The sequence below is a fragment of the Pelagimonas varians genome (genome assembly GCF_003208435.1).
Taxonomy (GTDB): Bacteria; Pseudomonadota; Alphaproteobacteria; order Rhodobacterales; family Rhodobacteraceae; genus Pelagimonas; species Pelagimonas varians.
Genome location: NZ_QKMF01000009.1, coordinates 64,950 through 85,939 on the forward strand (window position 1 = coordinate 64,950; position 20,990 = coordinate 85,939).

Genomic DNA, 20,990 nt, shown 5'->3' on the forward strand with positions numbered 1-20,990 from the left:
ACATGAATATACTTCATGTCATGTTTGCCGAGCTTTGCATAACCTCCAACTTCACCTTTCTCACCGGGGCTTCTCATCCTGAGGAGTATATGGATCGTGCCGCCCTCATCGGGCTAAGCGCCATTGCCATTGCGGATGTGAATTCCGTTGCTGGCATCGTACGGGCCCATACCAAAATGCGCGACATCGCGCGGCAAGTGGCCGAGCGCGCCCAGACCGAAACCCAAAATGGCCCCATCGGACCGCCCGCTCCGATACATCTGCCCAAACCCGCCTCAGCCCATATCAACAATGTCCCGCGCTTGATCCCCGCCGCCCGCCTGCAATTTACCGAAGGAATCGAGGCAACCGCCCTCGTCGCCAGCCGCGATGGCTGGGCCAAACTGTGCCGCCTGCTGTCAAAAGGGCGCCTACGGGCGGAAAAAGGCAACTGCACCCTATACTTGTCCGACCTGCCAGCAGACATGACCGGCCTGCGCCTGATCCTGCATCCCCCTCCACACATACAACACCAGCCGCGCGGCGCGGATGACTGGTTGAACCACGCGCAGCAACTGACGCGCCGCCTCCCCCAAGGCACATATCTTGCGCTATCGCCCTGCTACGACGGCCAAGACCCATCGCGACTTGATACTCAAGCCAAGCTTGCCCAGGCCTTGAACATCCCAACCGTTGCCAGCGCCGCGCCGCGTATGCATCACGGGCGCCGCCGCCGTCTCGCCGATGTCCTGACCGCCATCCGCACCGGCACCCGCGTTGAAAAGCTCGGGCGCGGCACCCTTGCCAATAGCGAACAGCGCCTGCGCTCCGAACTCGAAATGCGCCGCATCCTCGGCCCTCACGCGGATGCCGCCGCACGCGCTGCAACACTGGCCGAAGCCTGCCAATTCGATCTCGGCTCCCTGCGCTACGAATATCCATCCGAGGTCGCACAAAATGAAACCGCCCCGGAACGCCTGCGCCGCCTTGCCCTCAAAGGTCTACGCTGGCGTTATCCAGATGGTGCCACCGACAAAGTGCGGTCCATGCTGGAACATGAACTGACACTTATCGGCAAACTCAAATACGAACCATACTTCTTAACTGTTCGCGACATCGTCACCTTTGCCCGATCCCGCAATATCTTGTGTCAGGGTCGCGGCTCTGCGGCCAATTCCGTGGTCTGCTTTTGCCTTGGCGTTACCTCTGTCAGCCCCGAAATCGGCACAATGGTGTTCGAACGGTTTGTCTCGGAAGCCCGCGACGAACCACCGGATATTGACGTTGATTTTGAACATGAACGCCGCGAAGAGGTCATCCAGCACATCTATGAACGCTACGGTCGCCACCGTGCCGGCCTATGTGCTACCGTCATCCATTACCGCGGCAAACGCGCCATCCGCGAAGTCGGCACCGCCATGGGCCTTACCCAAGACACCATCGGCGCACTCAGCTCACAGCTCTGGGGGTTCTTCTCGGCCAAAGGGCTCGAGGAAAGCCGCATGCGTGAAATTGGCCTTGATCCAAACGATCGCCAGCTGCAACTGACCTTGGAACTGGTCACAGAAATCATCGGGTTTCCGCGCCACTTGTCACAACATGTGGGCGGCTTTATCGTCACCGAAGGGCGGCTTGACGAACTGGTTCCGATTGAAAATGCCAGCATGGAGGACCGCACGGTTATCTGCTGGGACAAAGATGACATCGACGCGCTTGGCATCCTCAAGGTCGATGTGCTGTCGCTCGGCATGTTAACGTGTATCCGCAAGGGCTTTGATCTGATCGCCCGCCACCACGGCCAAACACACACGCTGGCGACCCTGCCTCCAGAAGACCCACGCGTGTACGATATGCTCTGCAAGGCCGACAGCATCGGCGTGTTTCAGGTCGAATCCCGTGCGCAGATGAATTTTCTGCCGCGGATGAAGCCGCGCAATTTTTACGATCTGGTTATCGAAGTCGCCATCATCCGCCCCGGCCCGATCCAAGGCGACATGGTCCACCCCTACATCCGCCGCCGCAATGGTGAAGAAGCCGTCAGCTTCCCTTCTGATGAACTTGGGGCTGTCTTGGGCAAAACCATGGGCGTGCCGCTGTTCCAAGAGCAAGCCATGCAAATTGCCATTATCGGCGCAGGTTTTACCCCGACCGAAGCCGACCGGCTCCGCCGCTCCCTCGCCACCTTCAAGAAACACGGCAACGTATCCGAGTTCCGCAACCTCTTTATGCGCGGCATGCGCAAGAACGGCTATGAAGACGATTTCGCGGCCCGCTGCTTTTCCCAAATCGAAGGTTTTGGATCGTACGGTTTTCCCGAAAGTCATGCCGCCAGCTTTGCCTTGCTGGTCTATGCCTCAGCTTGGATCAAACACCACTACCCCGGCATCTTTGCTTGCGCGCTGCTAAATTCCCAGCCCATGGGGTTTTATGCCCCCGCGCAGATCGTCCGCGACGCCCGCGAACATCACGTCAGCGTGCGCCCAGTCTGCATCAACGCCAGTTTTTGGGACAATGTCATGGAACCCGACGACCAAGGGCGATTGACCCTGCGCCTTGGCTTTCGTCAGGTCAAAGGCCTGCGCGAAGAAGATGCAAGCTGGCTAACAGTGGCACGCGGCAACGGGTATCAATCCGTGCGGGATGTCTGGCGCAAGGCAGGGCTTGGCCCCGATATTCTGACGCGACTGGCCGAAGCCGATGCCTTTGCAACCACTGGTCTGACCAGACGCGAGGCACTTTGGGATACCAAGGCCTTAGCCAAAGGCCCCGAACTGCCACTTTTTGCATTGGATATGGACGGTGAGGCCATCCATGAACCTACTACGCAACTGCCAAGGATGCGCCCCGGAGAAGAGGTTGTTGAAGATTACGTCTCCACACGCCTATCCCTGCGCGGCCATCCATTGGGCTTGCTGCGGCACTTTTTAACGCCATCGCCTGCGGCGGGCAGGTTAGGGGCCAGCCCCTCTGCGGGAAACCCGCATTCACCCCGGGATATTTAAGGACAGAAGAAGTCAAAATGCCTCAATCTTCTTCTGTCTCTAAATATCCCCGCCGGAGGCTTCTAGCCTCACAAGACAAAGCAACATCTACCTCAAAGCACGCCGCACAAAAAGCGCACCAACGTAAAACCCCCGCCTTTAGAGCGGGGATTGACTTATCCAGGCGGGCCCACCCACATTTCCTAGTAGTAGTTCCTACATGCCGACTTTGATGATCGCATCGGCCAAGATCGGCACCGTCTGCTTGTTCAAACCCGCAATATTCAGCCGGGAATCGCCAACCATGTAAATCCCATGCTCGTCGCGCAGTTTTTGAACCAGCTCACCCGACGCGCCCAGTCGCGAGAACATACCGCGATGTTGGGCGATAAACCCAAATCTGTCCGACCCTGACGCACGCTGCAATTCAGACGCCAGCAGTTCGCGCAGCCCCAGCATAGAATTGCGGACTTCTTCAAGCTCTGCAGCCCAATCAGCCCTCAGTGCTGGATCAGTCAAGACCATGGTCACAACACGCGCCCCATGATCGGGCGGGAAAGAATAATTCTGGCGGTTCAAAAACGCCAAAGTGCCTTGGTTCAACGATGTCTTCGAGGGGTCCGCAGATACGGCCATCAACAGGCCAGTCCGCTCACGGTACACACCGAAGTTTTTGGAACAGCTTGCCGCGATAAGGCATTCGGGAACAGATGACGCGACCAAACGCACAGCCGCAGCGTCTTGCTCTAATCCATCGCCAAAGCCCTGATAGGCGATATCGATCATTGGAACCGCGCCGGTTTTGTTCAACAGGTCCACGACCGCTTGCCATTGGACAAGGTTCAGGTTCGCACCAGTCGGGTTGTGGCAGCAGCCGTGCAGCAAGACAAGATCACCCGGACCAGCTTTGCCCAGATCCTCCATCATCGCATCAAAATTCACGCCGCGGGTTTCACCATCGAAATAGCGATAGCTCACCACTTCGATGCCCAGATAGTTCAGGATCGAAACATGGTTTGGCCAAGTTGGATCAGACACAAACACCCGGACATCAGGATTTGCCAATCGTGCCATTTCAAAGGCCTGACGCACCGCGCCGGTGCCACCGGGTGTCGCAACCGCAGCCACATTACCGCGTGCAACGGCATCCGAAAGCACCAGATTGATCATAGCATCTGCAAACGCAGGATCACCGGCAAGGCCGGTATAAGCTTTGGTATCTTGCTCTTCCCAAAGCTTCTTTTCTGCCGCTTTTACAGCGCGCATGATCGGTGTTTTGCCGGTGGCATCTTTGTAAACGCCGACGCCAAGATCAATTTTATCTTCGCGCGGGTCTTCGCGGTACAGCTGCATCAACTGCAAAATTTTATCTGCAGGTTGTTCTTTGAGAGTCTCGAACATCAGTCTTCTCCGGTGGCGACGGGAAGTGTGGGGAACTGCCCCCACTCGCTCCACGACCCGTCATAAAGGGAATGGTCGCGCTTGCCGATCACCTCAAGCGCCAAGTTCAGGATCGATGCTGTAACGCCCGATCCACAAGAAGTGATGGCTGGCATACCAAGATCAACGCCCGCAGCCTCGAAGGCTGCCTTCAAACCAGCCGGATCTTTCATCGTGCCGTCGCCATTTTGCAAAAAGGCATAGTGCACGTTTTTGGCACCCGGTATGTGGCCTGCTCGCATACCTTCGCGCGGCTCGGGCTCTTCGCCCCGGAACCGGCCCGGTGCGCGGGCGTCGATGATTTCATGGTCGCGCAGTTTTGAAGCCGACGACACTTGCGTGACATCCCGCACCAAATGGGCCTGACGGCGCACGGTCATGTGACGGTCGCGAATCACCGGCGGAAGATCTTCGATCTCGCGGCCTTCGGCTTGCCACTTCGGCAATCCGCCATCCAACACAGCAATATTGTCCTGCCCCATCAAGCGGAAAAGCCACCACACGCGGGCTGCGGAGAACACGCCCGCACCATCATAAACAACAACTTGATGGCCGTCTCCCACACCCATGGCCCGCAAACGCGACATGAATTTTTCGATTGGCGGCACCATATGCGGCAGCGTCGATCGTTGGTCAGAGACGTCATCAATGTCAAAGAAGCGCGCGCCCGGAATATGACCGGCTTCATATTCGGCTTTGGCATCGCGGCCCATGGCCGGCAAGTACCAACTTGCATCCAAGATGCGCAAATCTGGATCTTTGATATGCTTGGCCAACCAGTCGGTTGAGACCAGCGTTTTGGGATCGTCGTAAGACATGGCATACCCCCGGATAATTGGATCAATCCGTCAATAGGCCCGAGGGGCTGTGCATGCAAGCAGGACTAACCGCACAGCCCTCAAAATAGCGTTTAGCCGGCCATTTTGTTGCGGATGACCCCGACAATCGCCAAAATCGCCCCGCCGCCAACACCGCCGCCCAGAACCTGGCCAACAATCGAACCGATATCAAGCGAGCCAACCGCGCCCGCAGCACCGGCCATATCGCCCGCGCCAAGCGTCGACAAAATCGTACTTCCCAAGCCGCCACCGACAATGCCCGCCAGCGTGTTGATGAGCATCCCTTGATTCAAGTTTTTGAGCAAGCCGCCAGCCGCATTGCCGCCAATTGCGCCTGAAATCAGACCAATAATCATTTCCATTTGTGTTCCCTCCACACATCCCCGACTTTTCAGGGTTACAGTGCTGACCATAGGGAAAAGGCGGCTTCGGGATCACGGGAACAAGCCCCGTTCGTTCCCCTTAACTTTGCTTTAGCAGTCGCGCCTTTTGGCGGCCCCAATCACGCTTGGCATCAGTTTCACGTTTGTCGTGATTCTTCTTACCTTTGGCGATGCCGATTTTGATCTTAACTTTGCCGGTATGATTGAAATACATCACCAACGGAACAAGCGTCATGCCCTTGCGCTGGGTTTCATTCCACAGCCGCGACAGTTCTTTGCGCGATACCAACAGCTTGCGTCGTTTGCGTTCTTCGTGGCTGAACATGGCACGTGTGTAGGGGGCAATGTAAGAGTTCACGAGCCACAACTCGCCGTCCTCTACGGCCGCATAGCTTTCGGCAATATTTGCGCTGTTTTCGCGCAGGGACTTCACCTCTGACCCGGCCAGAATGATTCCGCACTCGATGTCATCAGCGATAGCATAGTCATAGCGCGCACGCCGGTTTTCGGCGATCACTTTATAATTCGGGTCTGATACGGGTTTCTTAGCCATACTGGGTAGATAGTGGTTGCAGATGACGGTGTACAGGGGTGAGCGACGAAGACGCGGTCGGTTATCAGCGCTGCAACCCGTCAGCTCGTCAAGTAGGGCTTTTTCCTAGTCTGCAGACGCCTTGCGACACAAACAACGTCCAGCCCCCGATCACGACAAGACTCAAGCTGTTGCCTTCCTTGAGCCAATTCATTTTTTCAACTTGTCGCGTGCTGCCTTCTCTTCCTTGGTCAATGTCTGCCCCCACACGCCCTTAGACAGGCCCAACTCAGGCTTTTGCGGCTTGGTTTTGCCTTTGGTAACGGTGCCACCTTTGTTCAGGAATTCTTGGATCAGGGCATCATCAGTGGTGTCCTTGGGAACATGTTTCACGGCATCTCTCCAATTGAAGCGTTGTTCTAAGGCTAACCCGCTGGCATCGGTTTGGCGACAGCTATTAGGTGCGACATAGCCAGATCACAGAAGTATCAAAACTGGCGATGCACGAAAAAGGAGCCCCGAACCCCGGAGCCCCTTAACTGGGTGGGGGCGGGAACGCCCCCCTTAATGGCCCGCGTTAGCATGCGCGAGACGGCTCTCACTTTTGGTTCAGTGGCGACCAGACACACGAAAACCGTGATTCCTCAAACAGCGCAATCCGTAACCTTTCCGCTTTTCACCATGCTGACGGTAGCGGGTCTTACATGCGGAAGGCAGGCGGTTAAAGCTGCGGTAACTTTGCTTAAGGCAGTGTCGATTTGCGACGCGTCGGGTGTGGTCTCTGCCGCCCACCTTGCGGATGCAGCGACGTGGGATCGGGGCCTTTTTGGCACCATGACCACCATGGCGGCCATATTTACCATGCCCACCGCCGCCGCCATGCCGCTCGACTTTCTTTTTGTTACCGCCATAGTGCTGATTGTTGACCAACTCATGCAGCAGGTAGATTGTCCCTGCTCCGATCACAAACTTTTTAAAGGCGTCGTCATTATTACGGGCCTGTGCGGGGGCCGCGGCAATTGCGGCAATCAGGGCGGCGACGGTGATAACACCGGTTATGAACTTGGCAGACATCGTGTTCTCCTCTCGGGTATCTTTGTTTTTGCGCTGCGATCCAGCGCCGATGAAACAAACCTGCCCGAGCCCACCAAAATCGGGCAATAACAGCGCCCGGTTATCGAATGTCCATCCGAAAAAAGCCCTAGATGATTGCATGTTATTGAATTTCACCGCCCCTCGGCGCAGTCTGAAGGCATGAGACATTTCATAATCCCCCTGCTCTTCGCGCTCGCCCTGCCAACCGGGGCGCTGGCTGATTGCTTTGTTGAATACAAAGCCAAAAAGGACAATCCGCTGCGCTTGCACTACGGAATCCTGTCAATTTCAGGATCTTGCCCAAGCGCCAGCTCTGCTGCACGATCCGCAAGCGGCCGCGTCGCCTCTGGCGGCTGGACCTTGCTGAATGTTGTCGGCCTATCTGAAACCACCCCCTCGGGTGCTAAGAAAGCGAATGCTGGTGCTTACTACCTCCGTTACTGACAGCCTGCGCGCGGGCAACCGAATCGTCACCATTGGAATTTGTGTGATTGTCGCAATCCTCGTTCTGGCGGGCGTAATGCTTTTGCTGACCCTGCCGGACGCCAATGCATTCAACACCCGCGTCGAAAAGATTTTTATCGAGAACGACAACCTGACGGCTCAGCCAGTGGTTCAGCTGCTCGAAATTCTTGCGCAATCCGGCACTGCCTTCGGGGACACTTTGACCAGTTACCGAATGGTGATCTTTGTTCTGCTGATTTTTGCAGCGGCCATGTTGATCGCCGCGATGGTGTTCTTGGTTATGCTGGTCACGTTGAACCGCCGCATGGCAACGATCGAAAGATCCGGAATCGAAGTCAGCTCATTGGTATTGTCGCGCACAGAAAACAAAGTCTACCTGAACACCATGGGATTTAAGTTGACCGATGCCATGATGGAAACCATGGCCGTCTTGGCCGAAGCGCGCATGGATGACGACATCATGACGGGTGCCCAGATTGAAGCCGTGATTTCCGGCCGCAGCGAAGTTGATTGCGAAGAGGCCGCCGGTGCAACACGTATAAAACGCCTGCGCGACGGGCTAGGCAACCAACTGGTGTCTGAACTGCTGGTCAAAAACATTGCGCGGCGCGGCTATGTTCTGTCGATCGACAAAAGTGTGATCGAGGTCAGCTAACAGGCAGGACATGGCTTGATTTCGCGCAGGTTCGCGCCCCCGCGGCGAATCCCCTTGCCACATTGACTGTTCTCCCCTATATCCCCCTCAACAGCGGCGTGCTGGGGTCCAAACCCAGCGCCCACCGAAATTTCGGAACGGGCCGCTGGCCCGTTTTTTTGTGTCCGCAGGCAACGCAGCCTGCAAAATCGAAATGCCCGAAAGGCAAGCTAACATGAGTGACTTGATCGCCAAATCCGCCATGGATCGGCGCCTGGCTGAAATCATCACCCCCGTTATCGAAGATATGGGGTTGGAGCTGGTGCGTATTCGTCTAATGGGCGGAAACACCAAAACCCTACAGATTATGGCCGAACGCCCTGAGGGCGGAATCGAAGTGGACGAATGCGCCCAACTCTCGATTGCGGTCAGCGCTATCCTTGATGTCGAAGATCCGGTGTCCGAGACTTACACCCTCGAAGTGTCCAGCCCCGGTGTTGACCGTCCTTTGACCCGCCTCAAGGACTTTGCCAACTACGAAGGCTACGAAGCCAAATTAGAAACGGCTGATTTGATCGACGGGCGCAAACGCTTTCGCGGAATCGTTGCCGGCGTCGAAGGTCAGGACGTCTTGGTCAATCTCGATCAGGACGGCGAAACAATTACGGTTGGTCTGAACTATGACTGGCTGGTCGAAGCCAAGCTGGTCATGACGGACGAGTTGGTCAAAGAAATGCTACGCGCCCGCAAAGACCAAGCCGTAGACGAAACCAAGTTTGACGAGATCGAGGCCGAAGACGGCCCGCAGGAGGAGTAAGAGCGATGGCAATCACATCTGCCAACCAGCTGGAACTACTGCAGACCGCCGAAGCGGTTGCGCGCGAAAAGATGATCGACCCCGGTCTGGTTATCGAAGCGATGGAAGAATCGCTCGCTCGGGCGGCAAAGTCGCGTTACGGCGCAGAAATGGACATTCGCGTGTCTATCGACCGCAAGAACGGTAAAGCCACCTTTACCCGTGTCCGTACCGTGGTCGCGGAAGAAGATCTGGAAAACTACCAGTCTGAATTCACCGTTGAGCAAGCCAAACAATACATGGCTGAACCAACAATCGGCGACACCTATGTCGAAGAAGTGCCCCCAGTGGAACTTGGCCGTATCGCGGCGCAATCGGCAAAGCAGGTTATCTTGCAAAAGGTGCGTGAAGCCGAACGTGATCGTCAGTTCGAAGAATTCCAGGATCGCAACGGCACCATTATCAATGGCTCTGTCAAACGCGAAGAATATGGCAACGTCATCGTTGATGTTGGTCGCGGCGAAGGCATGTTGCGCCGCAACGAAAAAATCGGCCGCGAAAGCTATCGCCCCGGTGATCGTATCCGCTGCTTCATCAAGGACGTTCGCCGCGAGACCCGTGGCCCGCAGATCTTCCTGAGCCGCACAGCGCCTGAATTCATGGCCGAGTTGTTCAAAATGGAAGTGCCAGAAATCTATGATGGCATTATCGAAATCAAAGCTGTAGCCCGTGACCCCGGTTCGCGTGCAAAGATCGCTGTGATCTCTCATGATGGCGGCATTGATCCTGTCGGGGCCTGCGTTGGTATGCGCGGCAGCCGTGTGCAGGCTGTTGTGAACGAACTGCAAGGCGAAAAAATCGACATCATTCCATGGAATGAAGATGTTCCGACCTTCCTTGTGAACGCGCTGCAGCCCGCAGAAGTCACCAAAGTGGTTCTGGATGAAGAAGCCGAGCGTATCGAAGTCGTGGTTCCGGATGAACAGCTGTCGCTGGCCATCGGCCGCCGTGGACAAAACGTGCGTCTGGCCTCTCAGCTGACGGGTCTTGATATCGACATCATGACCGAAGAAGAAGAATCCAAGCGCCGTCAGGCAGAATTCGAAACACGCACCAAGCTGTTCATCGAAACGCTGGATGTCGACGAATTCTTTGCTCAATTGCTGGTTTCCGAAGGCTTCACCAATCTCGAAGAAGTTGCCTACGTTGAAAAAGACGAACTGCTGGTGATTGACGGTGTTGACGACGACACCGCAAACGAGCTGCAGACCCGTGCACGTGAGTTCTTGGAAGCACAAGCAAAGAAAGCCCTGGAGCGGGCACAAGAATTGGGCGTTCAGGACAACCTGATCGGTTTCGAAGGTCTAACGCCACAAATGGTCGAAGCTTTGGCTGAAGATGGTGTTTTGTCTCTCGAAGATTTCGCCACTTGTGCGGATTGGGAACTGGCCGGTGGCTGGACAACCGAAGATGGCAAGCGCGTCAAAGACGACGGTCTGCTTGAGAAATTTGATCTAAGCTTGGAAGACGCACAGACTATGGTCATGACCGCGCGCGTTCTGCTGGGTTGGGTTGACCCAACCGAGCTGGAACCCGACGCCGACGGTGACGAAGGCGAATTTGAAAGCGAAGAGGACTAAACCAGATGTCCCGAGGTGGCCAAAAGAAGCTCCGTGAAGACGGGCCGGAACGCAAATGCATCGCCACAGGCGAGGCAGAGCCGAAAACCGGCCTCATTCGCTTTGTTTTGGGGCCAGATGGACGAATCGTTCCCGATCTTGCTGGAAAACTGCCCGGTCGGGGCGTATATGTAAGTTCTGACCGCACCGCATTGGATAAGGCTGTTGCAAAGGGCCTGTTCCAACGGGCAATGAAACAGCCTGTAACCCTCCCTGAGGGTCTGGTGGAATTGCTTGAACAAATGCTCGCGCGGCGTGTTGTTGACTTGATCAGCATGGCGCGCAAGTCAGGCGATGCGACTTCGGGCTATGAAAAAGTCAAGGATTGGCTGAGCAAAGAAGAAGCCAGCGTCCTGATTCAAGCGACTGATGGGTCGGAACGTGGAAAGACCAAACTCAGCACGCCTTATGGGGGCACCTATATCGGGTGGCTCACGGCAGACGAGTTAGGAATGGCATTTGGGCGTCATACTGTGATTCATGCTGCGCTAGGCACTGGTGGTCTGGCCCCGCGTGTTGTAGAGGAAGCCCAAAGATTGAAGGGTATGCGTGTTGTGACGTCCAAAACTGGGACGAAAAGCACGGATCGCGGCGGCAGCGGCCGCCGGAAAGGATAAGAAACTTCATGAGCGATAACGACGGTAAAAAGACATTGGGTTTGCGTGGTGGGGCCCGTTCGGGCAACGTGAAGCAGAGCTTCAGCCACGGGCGCACCAAGAACGTCGTGGTGGAAACCAAGCGCAAGCGCGTTGTGGTCCCCAAGCCGGGTGCTGCTGGCGGCAGAGGCCCTGGCGTAGGTCCCGGTAGCGCAGGCGGCAAACGCCCTGCGGGCATCACTGATGCCGAAATGGAACGTCGTCTCAAGGCGTTGCATGCTGCTAAGGCACGCGAAGCTGAAGAGACAGCGGCGCGCGCGGCAGAAGAAAAAGCACGCGAAGAAGAGCGTAATCGCAAGCGCGCTGAAAACGAAGCGAAGGCCAAAGAAGCGGCCATCGCCGAAGAGCGCGCGCGGCAAAAAGCCGACGACGAAAAGCGTAAAGTTGAGGAAGCCGCAGCAGCCGCCAAACGTGCAGCTGCTCCTGCTGCTCCGACGCCAGCGCGTGGCGGTGACGATGCGCCGAATCGCAACGTCAACAAGCCGAAAGAAGCGACTCCGCGCCGTGACGATCGTGGCAACGATCGCAACGCACGCAACACACGTGGCCGCGACGACAACCGTCGCTCGGGCAAATTGACGCTGAATCAGGCTCTTGGGGGTGGTGGCAACCGTCACAAATCCATGGCTGCGATGAAACGTAAGCAAGAGCGTGCGCGTCAAAAAGCCATGGGCGGCCAGCAGGCGCGTGAAAAGGTTGTGCGTGACGTTCAGCTGCCAGAGGCAATTACGGTCGCCGAACTGGCGAACCGGATGACCGAAAAAGTCGGTGACGTGATCAAAGCACTGATGGCCAATGATATTATGGTCACTCAGAACCAATCAATTGACGCAGACACTGCGGAATTGATCATCGAAGAATTTGGTCACAAAATCACACGTGTTTCCGATGCTGACGTTGAAGACGTGATCCAGCAAGTGACAGACGATGCCGCGGACCTGAAGTCTCGTCCGCCGGTCATCACCATCATGGGCCACGTTGACCACGGTAAAACCTCGCTTTTGGACGCGATTCGCGACGCAAAGGTGACAGCAGGCGAAGCCGGCGGGATCACCCAGCACATTGGTGCGTATCAGGTGACCACTGACAACGGCAGCGTTCTCAGCTTCCTCGACACCCCCGGCCACGCGGCCTTTACTTCGATGCGCTCTCGCGGTGCTCAGGTAACGGATATCGTGGTTCTGGTTGTTGCGGCGGACGACGCTGTGATGCCTCAGACTGTTGAAGCGATCAATCACGCCAAAGCAGCGAACGTACCGATGATCGTGGCGATCAACAAAATCGACCGCCCGGCCGCCAACCCTACCAAAGTGCGCACAGACTTGTTGCAGCATGAAGTTGTGGTGGAACAAATGTCTGGTGACGTTCAGGACGTAGAAGTCTCGGCCATTACCGGCCAAGGCCTTGATCAACTTCTTGAAGCCATCGCGCTTCAGGCGGAGATCTTGGAGCTTAAGGCCAACCCTGATCGCAACGCCGAAGGCGCGGTGATCGAGGCGAAGCTGGATGTTGGCCGCGGCCCTGTTGCCACGGTTCTGGTTCAGAACGGTACGCTGAAACTGGGTGACATCTTTGTTGTCGGTGAGCAGTACGGTAAGGTCCGTGCGCTGATCAACGATAAAGGCGAGCGCATCAAAGAAGCCGGTCCTTCGGTTCCTTGTGAAGTTCTTGGCCTTAACGGCACTCCAGAAGCAGGCGACGTGTTGAACGTTGTTGAAACTGACGCACAAGCCCGTGAAATCGCGGAATACCGTGCAAACCTTGCCAAGGAAAAGCGCGCCGCAGCTGGTGCCGCAACCACCTTGGAGCAGCTGATGCAAAAGGCCAAAGAAGACGAGGATGTTTCCGAACTTCCCGTTTTGGTCAAAGCAGACGTTCAAGGGTCGTCCGAAGCCATCGTTCAGGCGCTGGAAAAAGTCGGCAACGGCGAAGTACGGGTGCGCGTTTTGCATGCCGGCGTTGGTGCGATCACCGAATCCGATGTCAGCCTTGCTGAAGCATCGGGTTGCCCGGTCATCGGCTTTAACGTTCGTGCAAACGCATCGGCCCGTAACTCGGCCAACCAAAAAGGTGTCGAAGTGCGCTACTATAGCGTTATCTACGACCTTGTGGACGACATCAAAGCGGCAGCCTCTGGCCTACTTTCGAATGAAATCCGCGAGAACTTTATCGGCTACGCGACCATCAAGGATGTGTTCAAAGTAACCGGTGTTGGCAAAGTTGCAGGCTGTCTGGTGACCGAAGGGGTTGCACGCCGCAGCGCCGGAGTTCGCCTGTTGCGCGACAACGTGGTTATCCACGAAGGTACGCTTAAGACTCTCAAGCGCTTCAAGGATGAAGTGTCCGAGGTTCAGTCTGGTCAAGAGTGCGGTATGGCATTCGAGAACTATGACGATATCCGTGCCAACGACGTGATCGAAATCTTCGAACGCGAAGAGATCACACGTACACTGGACTAATCACATCTACATCGACTAGAAAAAGCCCCCCGAGCAGTCGGGGGGCTTTTTGCATTCAGGCGGCAAACTTGATCGATTTGACAGGGTTTCCAGAGTAAATTCTGTTTCCAACCCGGACGCAAATACGGCCATCAGGCAGTGTTTTTTCGAAATGCCCCTGTACCGAAACGCAACTTCCAAGGGTGATCGTTCTCAGCATCGCAATTCTCCCCAAATACTGTGTTGGAAAAAACTATTTAAGATTAGTTAACAATATGTGGACAAACCGAGCGGTGCTTGGATTGGTGGCGCAACCCTCTTGGAAAAGAGGGAAACAGATACGAGTCTGTTTGGCGGCGATCTTACAACCAATCACGCAGAATAGGGATCAATGGAATATCTGCAGGCGGCATAGGATAATCACGCAACTCGGAGGCACGAACCCACTTGAGCGTTTGCCCTTCCCGCGCTTGAGGAATGCCGTCCCATTTTCGACATGCAAAGAGAGGCATCAACAGGTGGAAATCTTCGTAGCTGTGCGAAGCAAACGTCAAGGGTGCCAAGCAACTTGACCAGGTATCAATGCCAAGCTCTTCTTGAAGTTCACGGATCAAAGCCATTTCCGGTGTTTCACCCTGCTCCACTTTGCCGCCTGGAAACTCCCACAGTCCCGCCATTGATTTGCCTTCGGGACGCTCTGCCAAAAGAATGCGACCATCACGATCAATAAGAGCAACAGCGGAAACGAGGAGGGTTTTCATTTTATGAGCCTGTGTTTGGATTGGGTCAGAGGCTGAGGGGCAGGCCCCTCAGACACCCCGGGATATTTTGGACAGAAGAAACACGGGGTCAGGATCGGTAGTCCGCGTTGATTGCGATGTATTGGTGGGTCAAATCGCAAGTCCACACAGTCGCCGAACCTTGCCCAAGACCGATATCCACACGAATGTCTATCTCTGGCTTTTTCATCAAAGCTGCGCCAGAATCTTCGGTGTAGCTGTCTGCAACCCAACCGTTTTCAGCAACCAACACGTCGCCAAACCGGATAGAAAGCAAATCGCGATCCGCTGCTGCGCCTGATTTGCCAATCGCCATAACGACCCGACCCCAGTTCGGATCCTCGCCGGCGATCGCGGTTTTCACCAAAGGAGAGTTGGCAATCGCCATGGCGTGTGTCCGTGCATCAGCGTCGGAAGCGGCACCGGAAACGTGAACGGCAACGAACTTGGTAGCACCTTCGCCATCACGCACAACCTGATGCGCCAAATCAAGAAAGACGCCATGCAGGGCTTCGGCGAACGCTGCATTACCCGTGACATCGACACCCGACGCGCCAGTGGCAGCCATGAGCAGCGTGTCTGAGGTCGAAGTATCGCTGTCGACCGTGATGCAGTTGAAGGTCGTGTTGTTCGCGGTACTTACCAATGCCTGGAGGTCCGCTTGTGCGATCTTGGCATCTGTAAAAACATATACCAGCATCGTCGCCATATCCGGCGCGATCATGCCTGATCCTTTGGCAAATCCTGCAATCCGGACGGATTGATCCCCTATGACAACCTCTGCGCAGGACCCTTTTGCAAAGGTATCCGTGGTCATGATCGCTTGCGCCGCCATTTCCATACCGGTCTCGTCCAAAGCCTGCACCAAATCGCCAACTTTCGAGATAATGCGATCATGCGGCAAACGCTCTCCGATCACGCCGGTGGAAGAGGTGAATACACGAGTTTCTGGCAAACCAGTTGCCGCAGCCACAGCGGCGCAAATCGCAGATACGGAGCCATCTCCGGCTTTGCCCGTGAAGGCATTGGAGTTTCCGGAGTTCACAATGATCGCTGCGCCTTCGTCGCTGGGCAAACTAATTTTTGCCTGACAATCCAGAACATTAGATGAGCGAGTGAGTGAACGGGTAAAAACCCCAGCCACCACCGACCCCGGATCAAGCTTCGCCAACATAACATCAGTTCGACCTTGATATTTCACCCCGGCAGCAACTGCTGCAAAGCTTGCGCCTTTGATTTCGGGCAGATCAGGAAAGCTTGGAGGGGCCAGTGGCGATTGGGGCAACGGCATTTAGTCCTCCAACATGTCAAGTTTGGACAAGATCGAGGTGTCGACGTCGGCAGGTTTCGTCCGGGTCACATCTGCGGTGCCGACCATTTCTTCGATCTGTTTGGTCACAACAGTCTGGCGCACCTGCGTTTCAATCGCTTCGCGCACTGTCTCAAGCGCCGGGGCTTCTTGGATACGGGTCTCGTTCAACTTGATGACATGCCATCCGAACTGGGTTTTGACCGGCCCTGCAATTCCGCCGGCTTCAAGTGTGTCAACCGCATCCTGGAAGGGAGCAACCATCATACCTTTGGAAAACCAACCAAGCGAGCCGCCATTCGGGCCAGAGGGGCCTGTGGATTTGGTCTGGGCCAGTTCGGCAAAATCAACACCTGTGCTCAGCTCGCCAACAATCGCCTGCGCTTCTTCTTCGGTTTCGACCAGAATATGGGAGGCATTGAATTCCAACCCCGCCTCGCCTTGCATGTATTCGGCTTTGTAGGCCGCTTGAACGGCGTCCTCTGTCACCGCTTGGTCCGCCATGGCCGCCAAAGCAACCGACGCCATCTGTGTGCGGCGCTCGTTTTCCAAAGCGAGCCGCACACGTGCAGTTTCATTGGCCAGATCACCCTTGGCCAGAACCTCTTGTTGAACCAGTTGATCCAAAATGCCGTCCCACAACACATCATCGGGCAATTGTTGATACTGATCGGGCAGCAGCGCACGTACCATCAACATATGTCCCAATGTGATATCTGTGCCATTTACAGACGCCATGACACTGTCAACCGTCAGTTCTTCTGATTGTGCTGGCAGGGCAAATGTGATCGCAAGCGCCGCTGCACCCAAAAATCCAAGAGTTTTCGACATCGTTTTTGTCCTTCAAGACTGGCCGCGGCTGTCGCGGCGTTGACACTGCATTGCCCGCCCCTTACATGCCATTAGGGCTTTGTTTAGGCCGGTCGTTTCCACCGTAATATGGGCTGTACGCGCGCCGGGCAAGCAGATGCCGACAGTCGTTAGATGAAACAGGTAGATCAGGCATGTTTGGAAAAATCGCGCGGAAGGTCTTCGGTACTCCGAATGACCGTAAGATCAAGGCCACCCGACCGCTGGTGCAGCAGATCAACGCGCTGGAGGCCGAGTTTGAAAAACTGGGTGATGCCGGCCTGATCGAAAAGACAGAAGAATTCAGGAAACGTGTCGCCGATGGCGAATCGTTGGATTCTCTTTTACCCGAAGCCTTTGCCAACTGCCGCGAGGCCGCCAAGCGCGCCTTGGGACTGCGTGCTTTTGATGTGCAGCTGATGGGCGGGATCTTCCTGCATCAAGGCAATATCTCGGAAATGAAAACCGGTGAGGGCAAGACCCTCATGGCCACCTTTGCCGCCTATTTGAACGCTTTGACCGGGCGCGGCGTGCATGTTGTGACGGTAAACGACTATCTGGCCCGCCGTGATGCGGATTGGATGAGCAAAGTTTACGGTGCCTTAGGGCTGACCACTGGCGTTGTCTATCCACGTCAGGAAGATGGCGAGAAGAAAGAGGCCTACGCCTCAGACATCACCTATGCCACCAACAATGAGCTGGGGTTTGACTATCTGCGCGACAATATGAAATCTGAACTCGATCAGATTTATCAGCGCGACCACTATTTCGCTATCGTTGACGAAGTCGATTCAATCCTTGTTGACGAAGCGCGGACACCGCTGATTATTTCCGGCCCTGCCGAAGATCGATCAGAAATGTATGTCCAGATCGACAAGTTGATCCCGGATCTGGACCCTGACCACTATACCGTCGATGAAAAGACCCGAAACGTGACCTTCACGGATGAAGGCAACGAATTTCTGGAACAGCATCTTCAGGCCCGCGGCATTTTGCCCGAAGGTCAATCGCTTTATGATCCGGAATCGACGACGATTGTTCATCACGTGAATCAAGGCCTGCGCGCTCATGTGCTATTCACAAAGGACAAAGACTACATTGTCCGTGACCGCGAAGTTGTCCTGATCGACGAATTCACCGGTCGCATGATGGCCGGCCGCCGCTTGTCCGAGGGCTTGCATCAAGCGATCGAAGCCAAAGAAAACTGTGACATTCAGGCCGAGAACGTCACGCTGGCATCGGTAACCTTTCAAAACTACTTCCGCCTGTATGACAAGCTGGGCGGTATGACAGGTACGGCTGCAACGGAAGCCGAAGAATTCGCTGAAATCTATGGCCTCGGTGTTGTCGAAGTGCCAACCAACCGCCCAATCGCCCGTGTCGATGAAGACGACAAAGTCTACCGCACCGCGCGCGAGAAGTTTGAAGCCATCGTGGAAGAGGTCAAAATCGCCCATGAGAAGGGCCAGCCGGTTCTTGTCGGCACGACCTCAATCGAGAAGTCGGAAATGCTGAGCAATTTGCTCAAAGACGCCGGTTTGCCGCACAATGTCTTGAACGCGCGCCAGCACGAACAAGAAGCCCAGATTGTTGCCGATGCAGGCAAGCGCGGAGCGGTGACCATCGCGACCAACATGGCTGGCCGCGGCACGGACATCAAATTGGGCGGGAACGTTGACTTTACCGTCATGGAAGCAATCGCGGCTGACCCCGAAGGTGACCCCGAAGCTATCCGTACACGAATTGAAGAAGAGCACAAAACCGACGAAGCGGCCGTCAAAGAGGCCGGTGGCCTTTATGTCTTGGCGACAGAACGTCACGAAAGCCGCCGCATCGACAACCAGTTGCGCGGCCGCTCGGGCCGTCAGGGTGACCCGGGCCGGTCTTCTTTCTTCTTGAGCCTAGAAGATGACCTAATGCGCATCTTTGGTTCTGAACGCTTGGAAAAAGTGCTGTCGACTCTGGGCATGAAAGAAGGCGAAGCAATTGTTCACCCGTGGGTAAACAAATCGCTGGAGCGCGCTCAGGCCAAGGTCGAAGGTCGCAATTTTGACATCCGCAAGCAGCTGTTGAAATTCGACGATGTGATGAACGATCAGCGTAAAGTGATCTTTTCCCAGCGCCGCGAGATCATGGAAGCCGAGGATCTTTCGGAAATCGTGCAAGATATGCGCACCGATGTGATCGACGAACTGGTCGATATTTATGCACCTGCAAAGTCATATGCCGAACAGTGGGACATGCCGGGGCTATATGCCGCGAGTATTGAAAAACTGGGTGTTGATCTGCCGATTATTGCATGGGCCGACGAAGACGGCGTGGATCAAACTGTGATCCGCGAACGTTTGGAAGAAGCAACCGACAAGGCAATGGCCGAAAAAGCCGAGGCCTTTGGCCCGACAATCATGCGCCAGATTGAAAAGCAGTTCTTGCTGAATACCATCGACGGCAAATGGCGTGAGCATCTCCTGACTCTTGAGCACTTGCGGTCAGTTGTTGGGTTCCGTGGCTATGCCCAGCGTGACCCGCTGAACGAATACAAGACCGAAGCCTTTCAATTGTTTGAAAATCTTCTTGATGGTTTGCGCGAAACTGTGACGACTCAGCTGTCTCAAGTGCGCCCGATGAACGAAGAAGAGCGCGCCGCAATGATTGCCCAGGAAGAACAGCGGCAAAAAATGGCGCAGATGATGCAACAACAGTTGGCCCAGCAATCGGCAACACCTGACGCCACTTCCGCTGAACGCGTCCCATTGATTGCAGGTTTTGACGAAACCGATCCGGCAACGTGGGGCAATCCCGGCCGGAATGATGCATGCCCCTGCGGCTCTGGTGACAAATTCAAACACTGCCACGGGAAAATTTAGACTTGCGCAGCTCTGAGCGACCAGTGCGGGCATTTGCTGATGCTTATAGGCAACAGCAAATGCCCGCACGCGCGGCTCCTTGAATGTAACGGTGCCGCATAGACAAGCCACCCGGCTGGCGAAAACAACCAATGGTTTCGCTGCCAGACTGCAGCATTTTCCTTGATGCATCAAAGGACACAATCGACAGATTGTTGCCGATAAATGCCCCAATGACTCCGCCGCGGTGCCCCAGACCTGCCACGTTTCCCTGCCAAATTCCCCTTGATCTTAACAGACGGGAGGCCAACATGGCGCGTCTCAAAAGCTACCTATTGGCCGGTACGACCTTGGTTTGCGCCTTGGGAATCGGCTATGTAATGCAGTTTGGCTTTGGTCTTCCAGGCCAGTCCAACACTGCACAGTCAACGGTTTTGGAAGTTTCGGATATCACCGATGTTTCCTCTACAGCGGTGCTTCCCATGCCGCCGTCTGATTTGCAATTCGACCTGAACATGCCCAGCCCCAAAGTTATATTGGCTGCAGCCGACAGCGGCCTTGCCGTAACCGATCTTCCTCAGGACAATGCTGAAAACGGATTTGACTGCCAGATATCCATGCAGGCGACGCCGGCCGCGGGGGCGATGGTCAATCTCGCTTTGACATCGGCATGCAACGCAAGTGAACGGGTGACCATACATCATCAGGGTATGCTCTTCACCGAAGTTATGCAGCCTGACGGGACATTAAAACTAAGCGTGCCTGCCCTAGATGAAAACGCAGTGTTCATGGCATCCTTTGCCAATGGAGACGGAGCTATGGCGGTTACCACGGTCACATCCCTGCCCTTCTATGATCGTGTCGTTCTGCAATGGAAAGGCAACGCGGGGCTTCAATTGCACGCTTTGGAATTTGACGCCGCGTACTTTGCCGAAGGTCATGTCTGGGCCGCAGCAGGTGGAGACTTGGCAGCCGCAGCGAACGGCGAGGGTGGATTTTTAGTGCGGTTGGGACAAACGGATGCACCGGACGCCCTACTTGCTGAAGTTTACTCCTTTCCGCGCGGAACTGCGAAACGAGCAGGGGAAATTACGCTATCGGTTGAGGCCGAAGTGACGACTCTGAATTGCGCGACCCAAGTTGAAGCGCAAACTTTTGAACTGACCGGCGAATTCGGGTTGCGCGTTCGCGACATGTCGTTGGAAATTCCGACCTGTGACAGCACGGGTGACTTTCTTGTGTTGAATAATCTGGTGCAAAACCTGACAATCGCTGCAAGGTAATTCGCAG

Annotated in this window: 17 protein-coding genes and 1 pseudogene; 9 read left to right on the forward strand and 9 right to left on the reverse strand. The window is 55.4% G+C overall.

All coding sequences use genetic code 11. From position 1 onward, the window contains the following. Window positions 1-20: 20 nt before the first annotated feature. Entirely contained in the window at window positions 21-2,981 is a 2,961-nt protein-coding gene (locus tag C8N36_RS13140) for an error-prone DNA polymerase (RefSeq protein WP_097805247.1), read from the forward strand. A gap of 195 nt (window positions 2,982-3,176) precedes the next feature. Here C8N36_RS13140 and C8N36_RS13145 read toward each other — a convergent pair whose 3' ends face one another. The 6 genes from C8N36_RS13145 to C8N36_RS24360 form a co-directional block, all read right to left on the reverse strand. After that, window positions 3,177-4,361 carry an amino acid aminotransferase gene (locus C8N36_RS13145; protein ID WP_097805178.1) on the reverse strand — a complete coding sequence of 395 codons (1,185 nt, stop codon included), beginning with the start codon at window positions 4,359-4,361 and terminating at the stop codon, window positions 3,177-3,179. Further along, a complete protein-coding gene (gene sseA, locus C8N36_RS13150) occupies window positions 4,361-5,218 on the reverse strand; it encodes a 3-mercaptopyruvate sulfurtransferase (RefSeq protein WP_097805177.1) in 858 nt (285 codons plus the stop codon). Before sseA ends, C8N36_RS13145 begins: the two co-directional genes overlap by 1 nt. 92 nt (window positions 5,219-5,310) lie before the next feature. Continuing rightward, on the reverse strand, window positions 5,311-5,601 hold the full coding sequence (locus tag C8N36_RS13155) for a hypothetical protein (RefSeq protein WP_097805246.1): 291 nt from the start codon (window positions 5,599-5,601) through the stop codon (window positions 5,311-5,313). Between the two features lie 100 nt (window positions 5,602-5,701). Continuing rightward, on the reverse strand, window positions 5,702-6,175 hold the full coding sequence (gene smpB, locus C8N36_RS13160; RefSeq protein ID WP_097805176.1) for an SsrA-binding protein SmpB: 474 nt from the start codon (window positions 6,173-6,175) through the stop codon (window positions 5,702-5,704). Between the two features lie 189 nt (window positions 6,176-6,364). Next, the gene (locus C8N36_RS13165) at window positions 6,365-6,547 is read right to left on the reverse strand and encodes a hypothetical protein (protein WP_097805175.1); all 183 of its coding nucleotides are present in this window, start codon (window positions 6,545-6,547) and stop codon (window positions 6,365-6,367) included. A 216-nt stretch (window positions 6,548-6,763) separates the two neighbouring features. Beyond that, window positions 6,764-7,519, reverse strand: coding sequence for a hypothetical protein (locus C8N36_RS24360; RefSeq protein ID WP_211318242.1), 756 nt, complete (start codon window positions 7,517-7,519; stop codon window positions 6,764-6,766). 145 nt (window positions 7,520-7,664) lie between these two features. On the opposite strand from C8N36_RS24360, the gene C8N36_RS13180 reads away from it, so the two are divergent. The 5 genes from C8N36_RS13180 (at window position 7,665) to infB (ending at window position 13,938) form a co-directional block, all read left to right on the forward strand. Beyond that, window positions 7,665-8,369: a hypothetical protein gene (locus tag C8N36_RS13180; RefSeq protein ID WP_097805172.1), complete on the forward strand. Its 705-nt coding sequence runs from the start codon at window positions 7,665-7,667 to the stop codon at window positions 8,367-8,369. Window positions 8,370-8,583: 214 nt separating this feature from the next. After that, window positions 8,584-9,165 carry a ribosome maturation factor RimP gene (gene rimP, locus C8N36_RS13185; RefSeq protein ID WP_097805245.1) on the forward strand — a complete coding sequence of 194 codons (582 nt, stop codon included), beginning with the start codon at window positions 8,584-8,586 and terminating at the stop codon, window positions 9,163-9,165. Between the two features lie 5 nt (window positions 9,166-9,170). Next, window positions 9,171-10,784: a transcription termination factor NusA gene (nusA, locus tag C8N36_RS13190; RefSeq protein WP_097805171.1), complete on the forward strand. Its 1,614-nt coding sequence runs from the start codon at window positions 9,171-9,173 to the stop codon at window positions 10,782-10,784. Window positions 10,785-10,789: 5 nt separating this feature from the next. Next, entirely contained in the window at window positions 10,790-11,440 is a 651-nt protein-coding gene (locus C8N36_RS13195) for an RNA-binding protein (RefSeq protein ID WP_097805170.1), read from the forward strand. Window positions 11,441-11,448: 8 nt separating this feature from the next. After that, window positions 11,449-13,938 carry a translation initiation factor IF-2 gene (gene infB, locus C8N36_RS13200; RefSeq protein WP_097805169.1) on the forward strand — a complete coding sequence of 830 codons (2,490 nt, stop codon included), beginning with the start codon at window positions 11,449-11,451 and terminating at the stop codon, window positions 13,936-13,938. A gap of 341 nt (window positions 13,939-14,279) precedes the next feature. On the opposite strand, the gene mutT is transcribed toward infB, so the two are convergent. From mutT to C8N36_RS13215, 3 genes are all read right to left on the reverse strand, one after another. Then, window positions 14,280-14,678, reverse strand: a complete 399-nt coding sequence (gene mutT, locus C8N36_RS13205) for an 8-oxo-dGTP diphosphatase MutT (protein WP_097805167.1) — start codon at window positions 14,676-14,678, stop codon at window positions 14,280-14,282. An 88-nt stretch (window positions 14,679-14,766) separates the two neighbouring features. Continuing rightward, window positions 14,767-15,987 (reverse strand): bifunctional glutamate N-acetyltransferase/amino-acid acetyltransferase ArgJ, encoded by a 1,221-nt coding sequence (gene argJ / locus C8N36_RS13210; RefSeq protein ID WP_097805166.1) that lies wholly within the window; start codon window positions 15,985-15,987, stop codon window positions 14,767-14,769. After that, window positions 15,988-16,836 (reverse strand): peptidylprolyl isomerase, encoded by an 849-nt coding sequence (locus tag C8N36_RS13215; RefSeq protein ID WP_097805165.1) that lies wholly within the window; start codon window positions 16,834-16,836, stop codon window positions 15,988-15,990. 173 nt (window positions 16,837-17,009) lie between these two features. On the opposite strand from C8N36_RS13215, the pseudogene secA reads away from it, so the two are divergent. From secA to C8N36_RS13230, 3 genes and pseudogenes are all read left to right on the forward strand, one after another. Continuing rightward, window positions 17,010-19,494: pseudogene (gene secA / locus C8N36_RS13220) on the forward strand (preprotein translocase subunit SecA); the annotation flags it as partial. A 50-nt stretch (window positions 19,495-19,544) separates the two neighbouring features. Next, complete coding sequence (locus C8N36_RS24885; protein ID WP_425451780.1) at window positions 19,545-19,721, forward strand: SEC-C metal-binding domain-containing protein; 177 nt, start codon at window positions 19,545-19,547, stop codon at window positions 19,719-19,721. A 290-nt stretch (window positions 19,722-20,011) separates the two neighbouring features. Beyond that, window positions 20,012-20,983 (forward strand): translocase, encoded by a 972-nt coding sequence (locus tag C8N36_RS13230; protein WP_097805162.1) that lies wholly within the window; start codon window positions 20,012-20,014, stop codon window positions 20,981-20,983. Window positions 20,984-20,990: the final 7 nt, after the last annotated feature.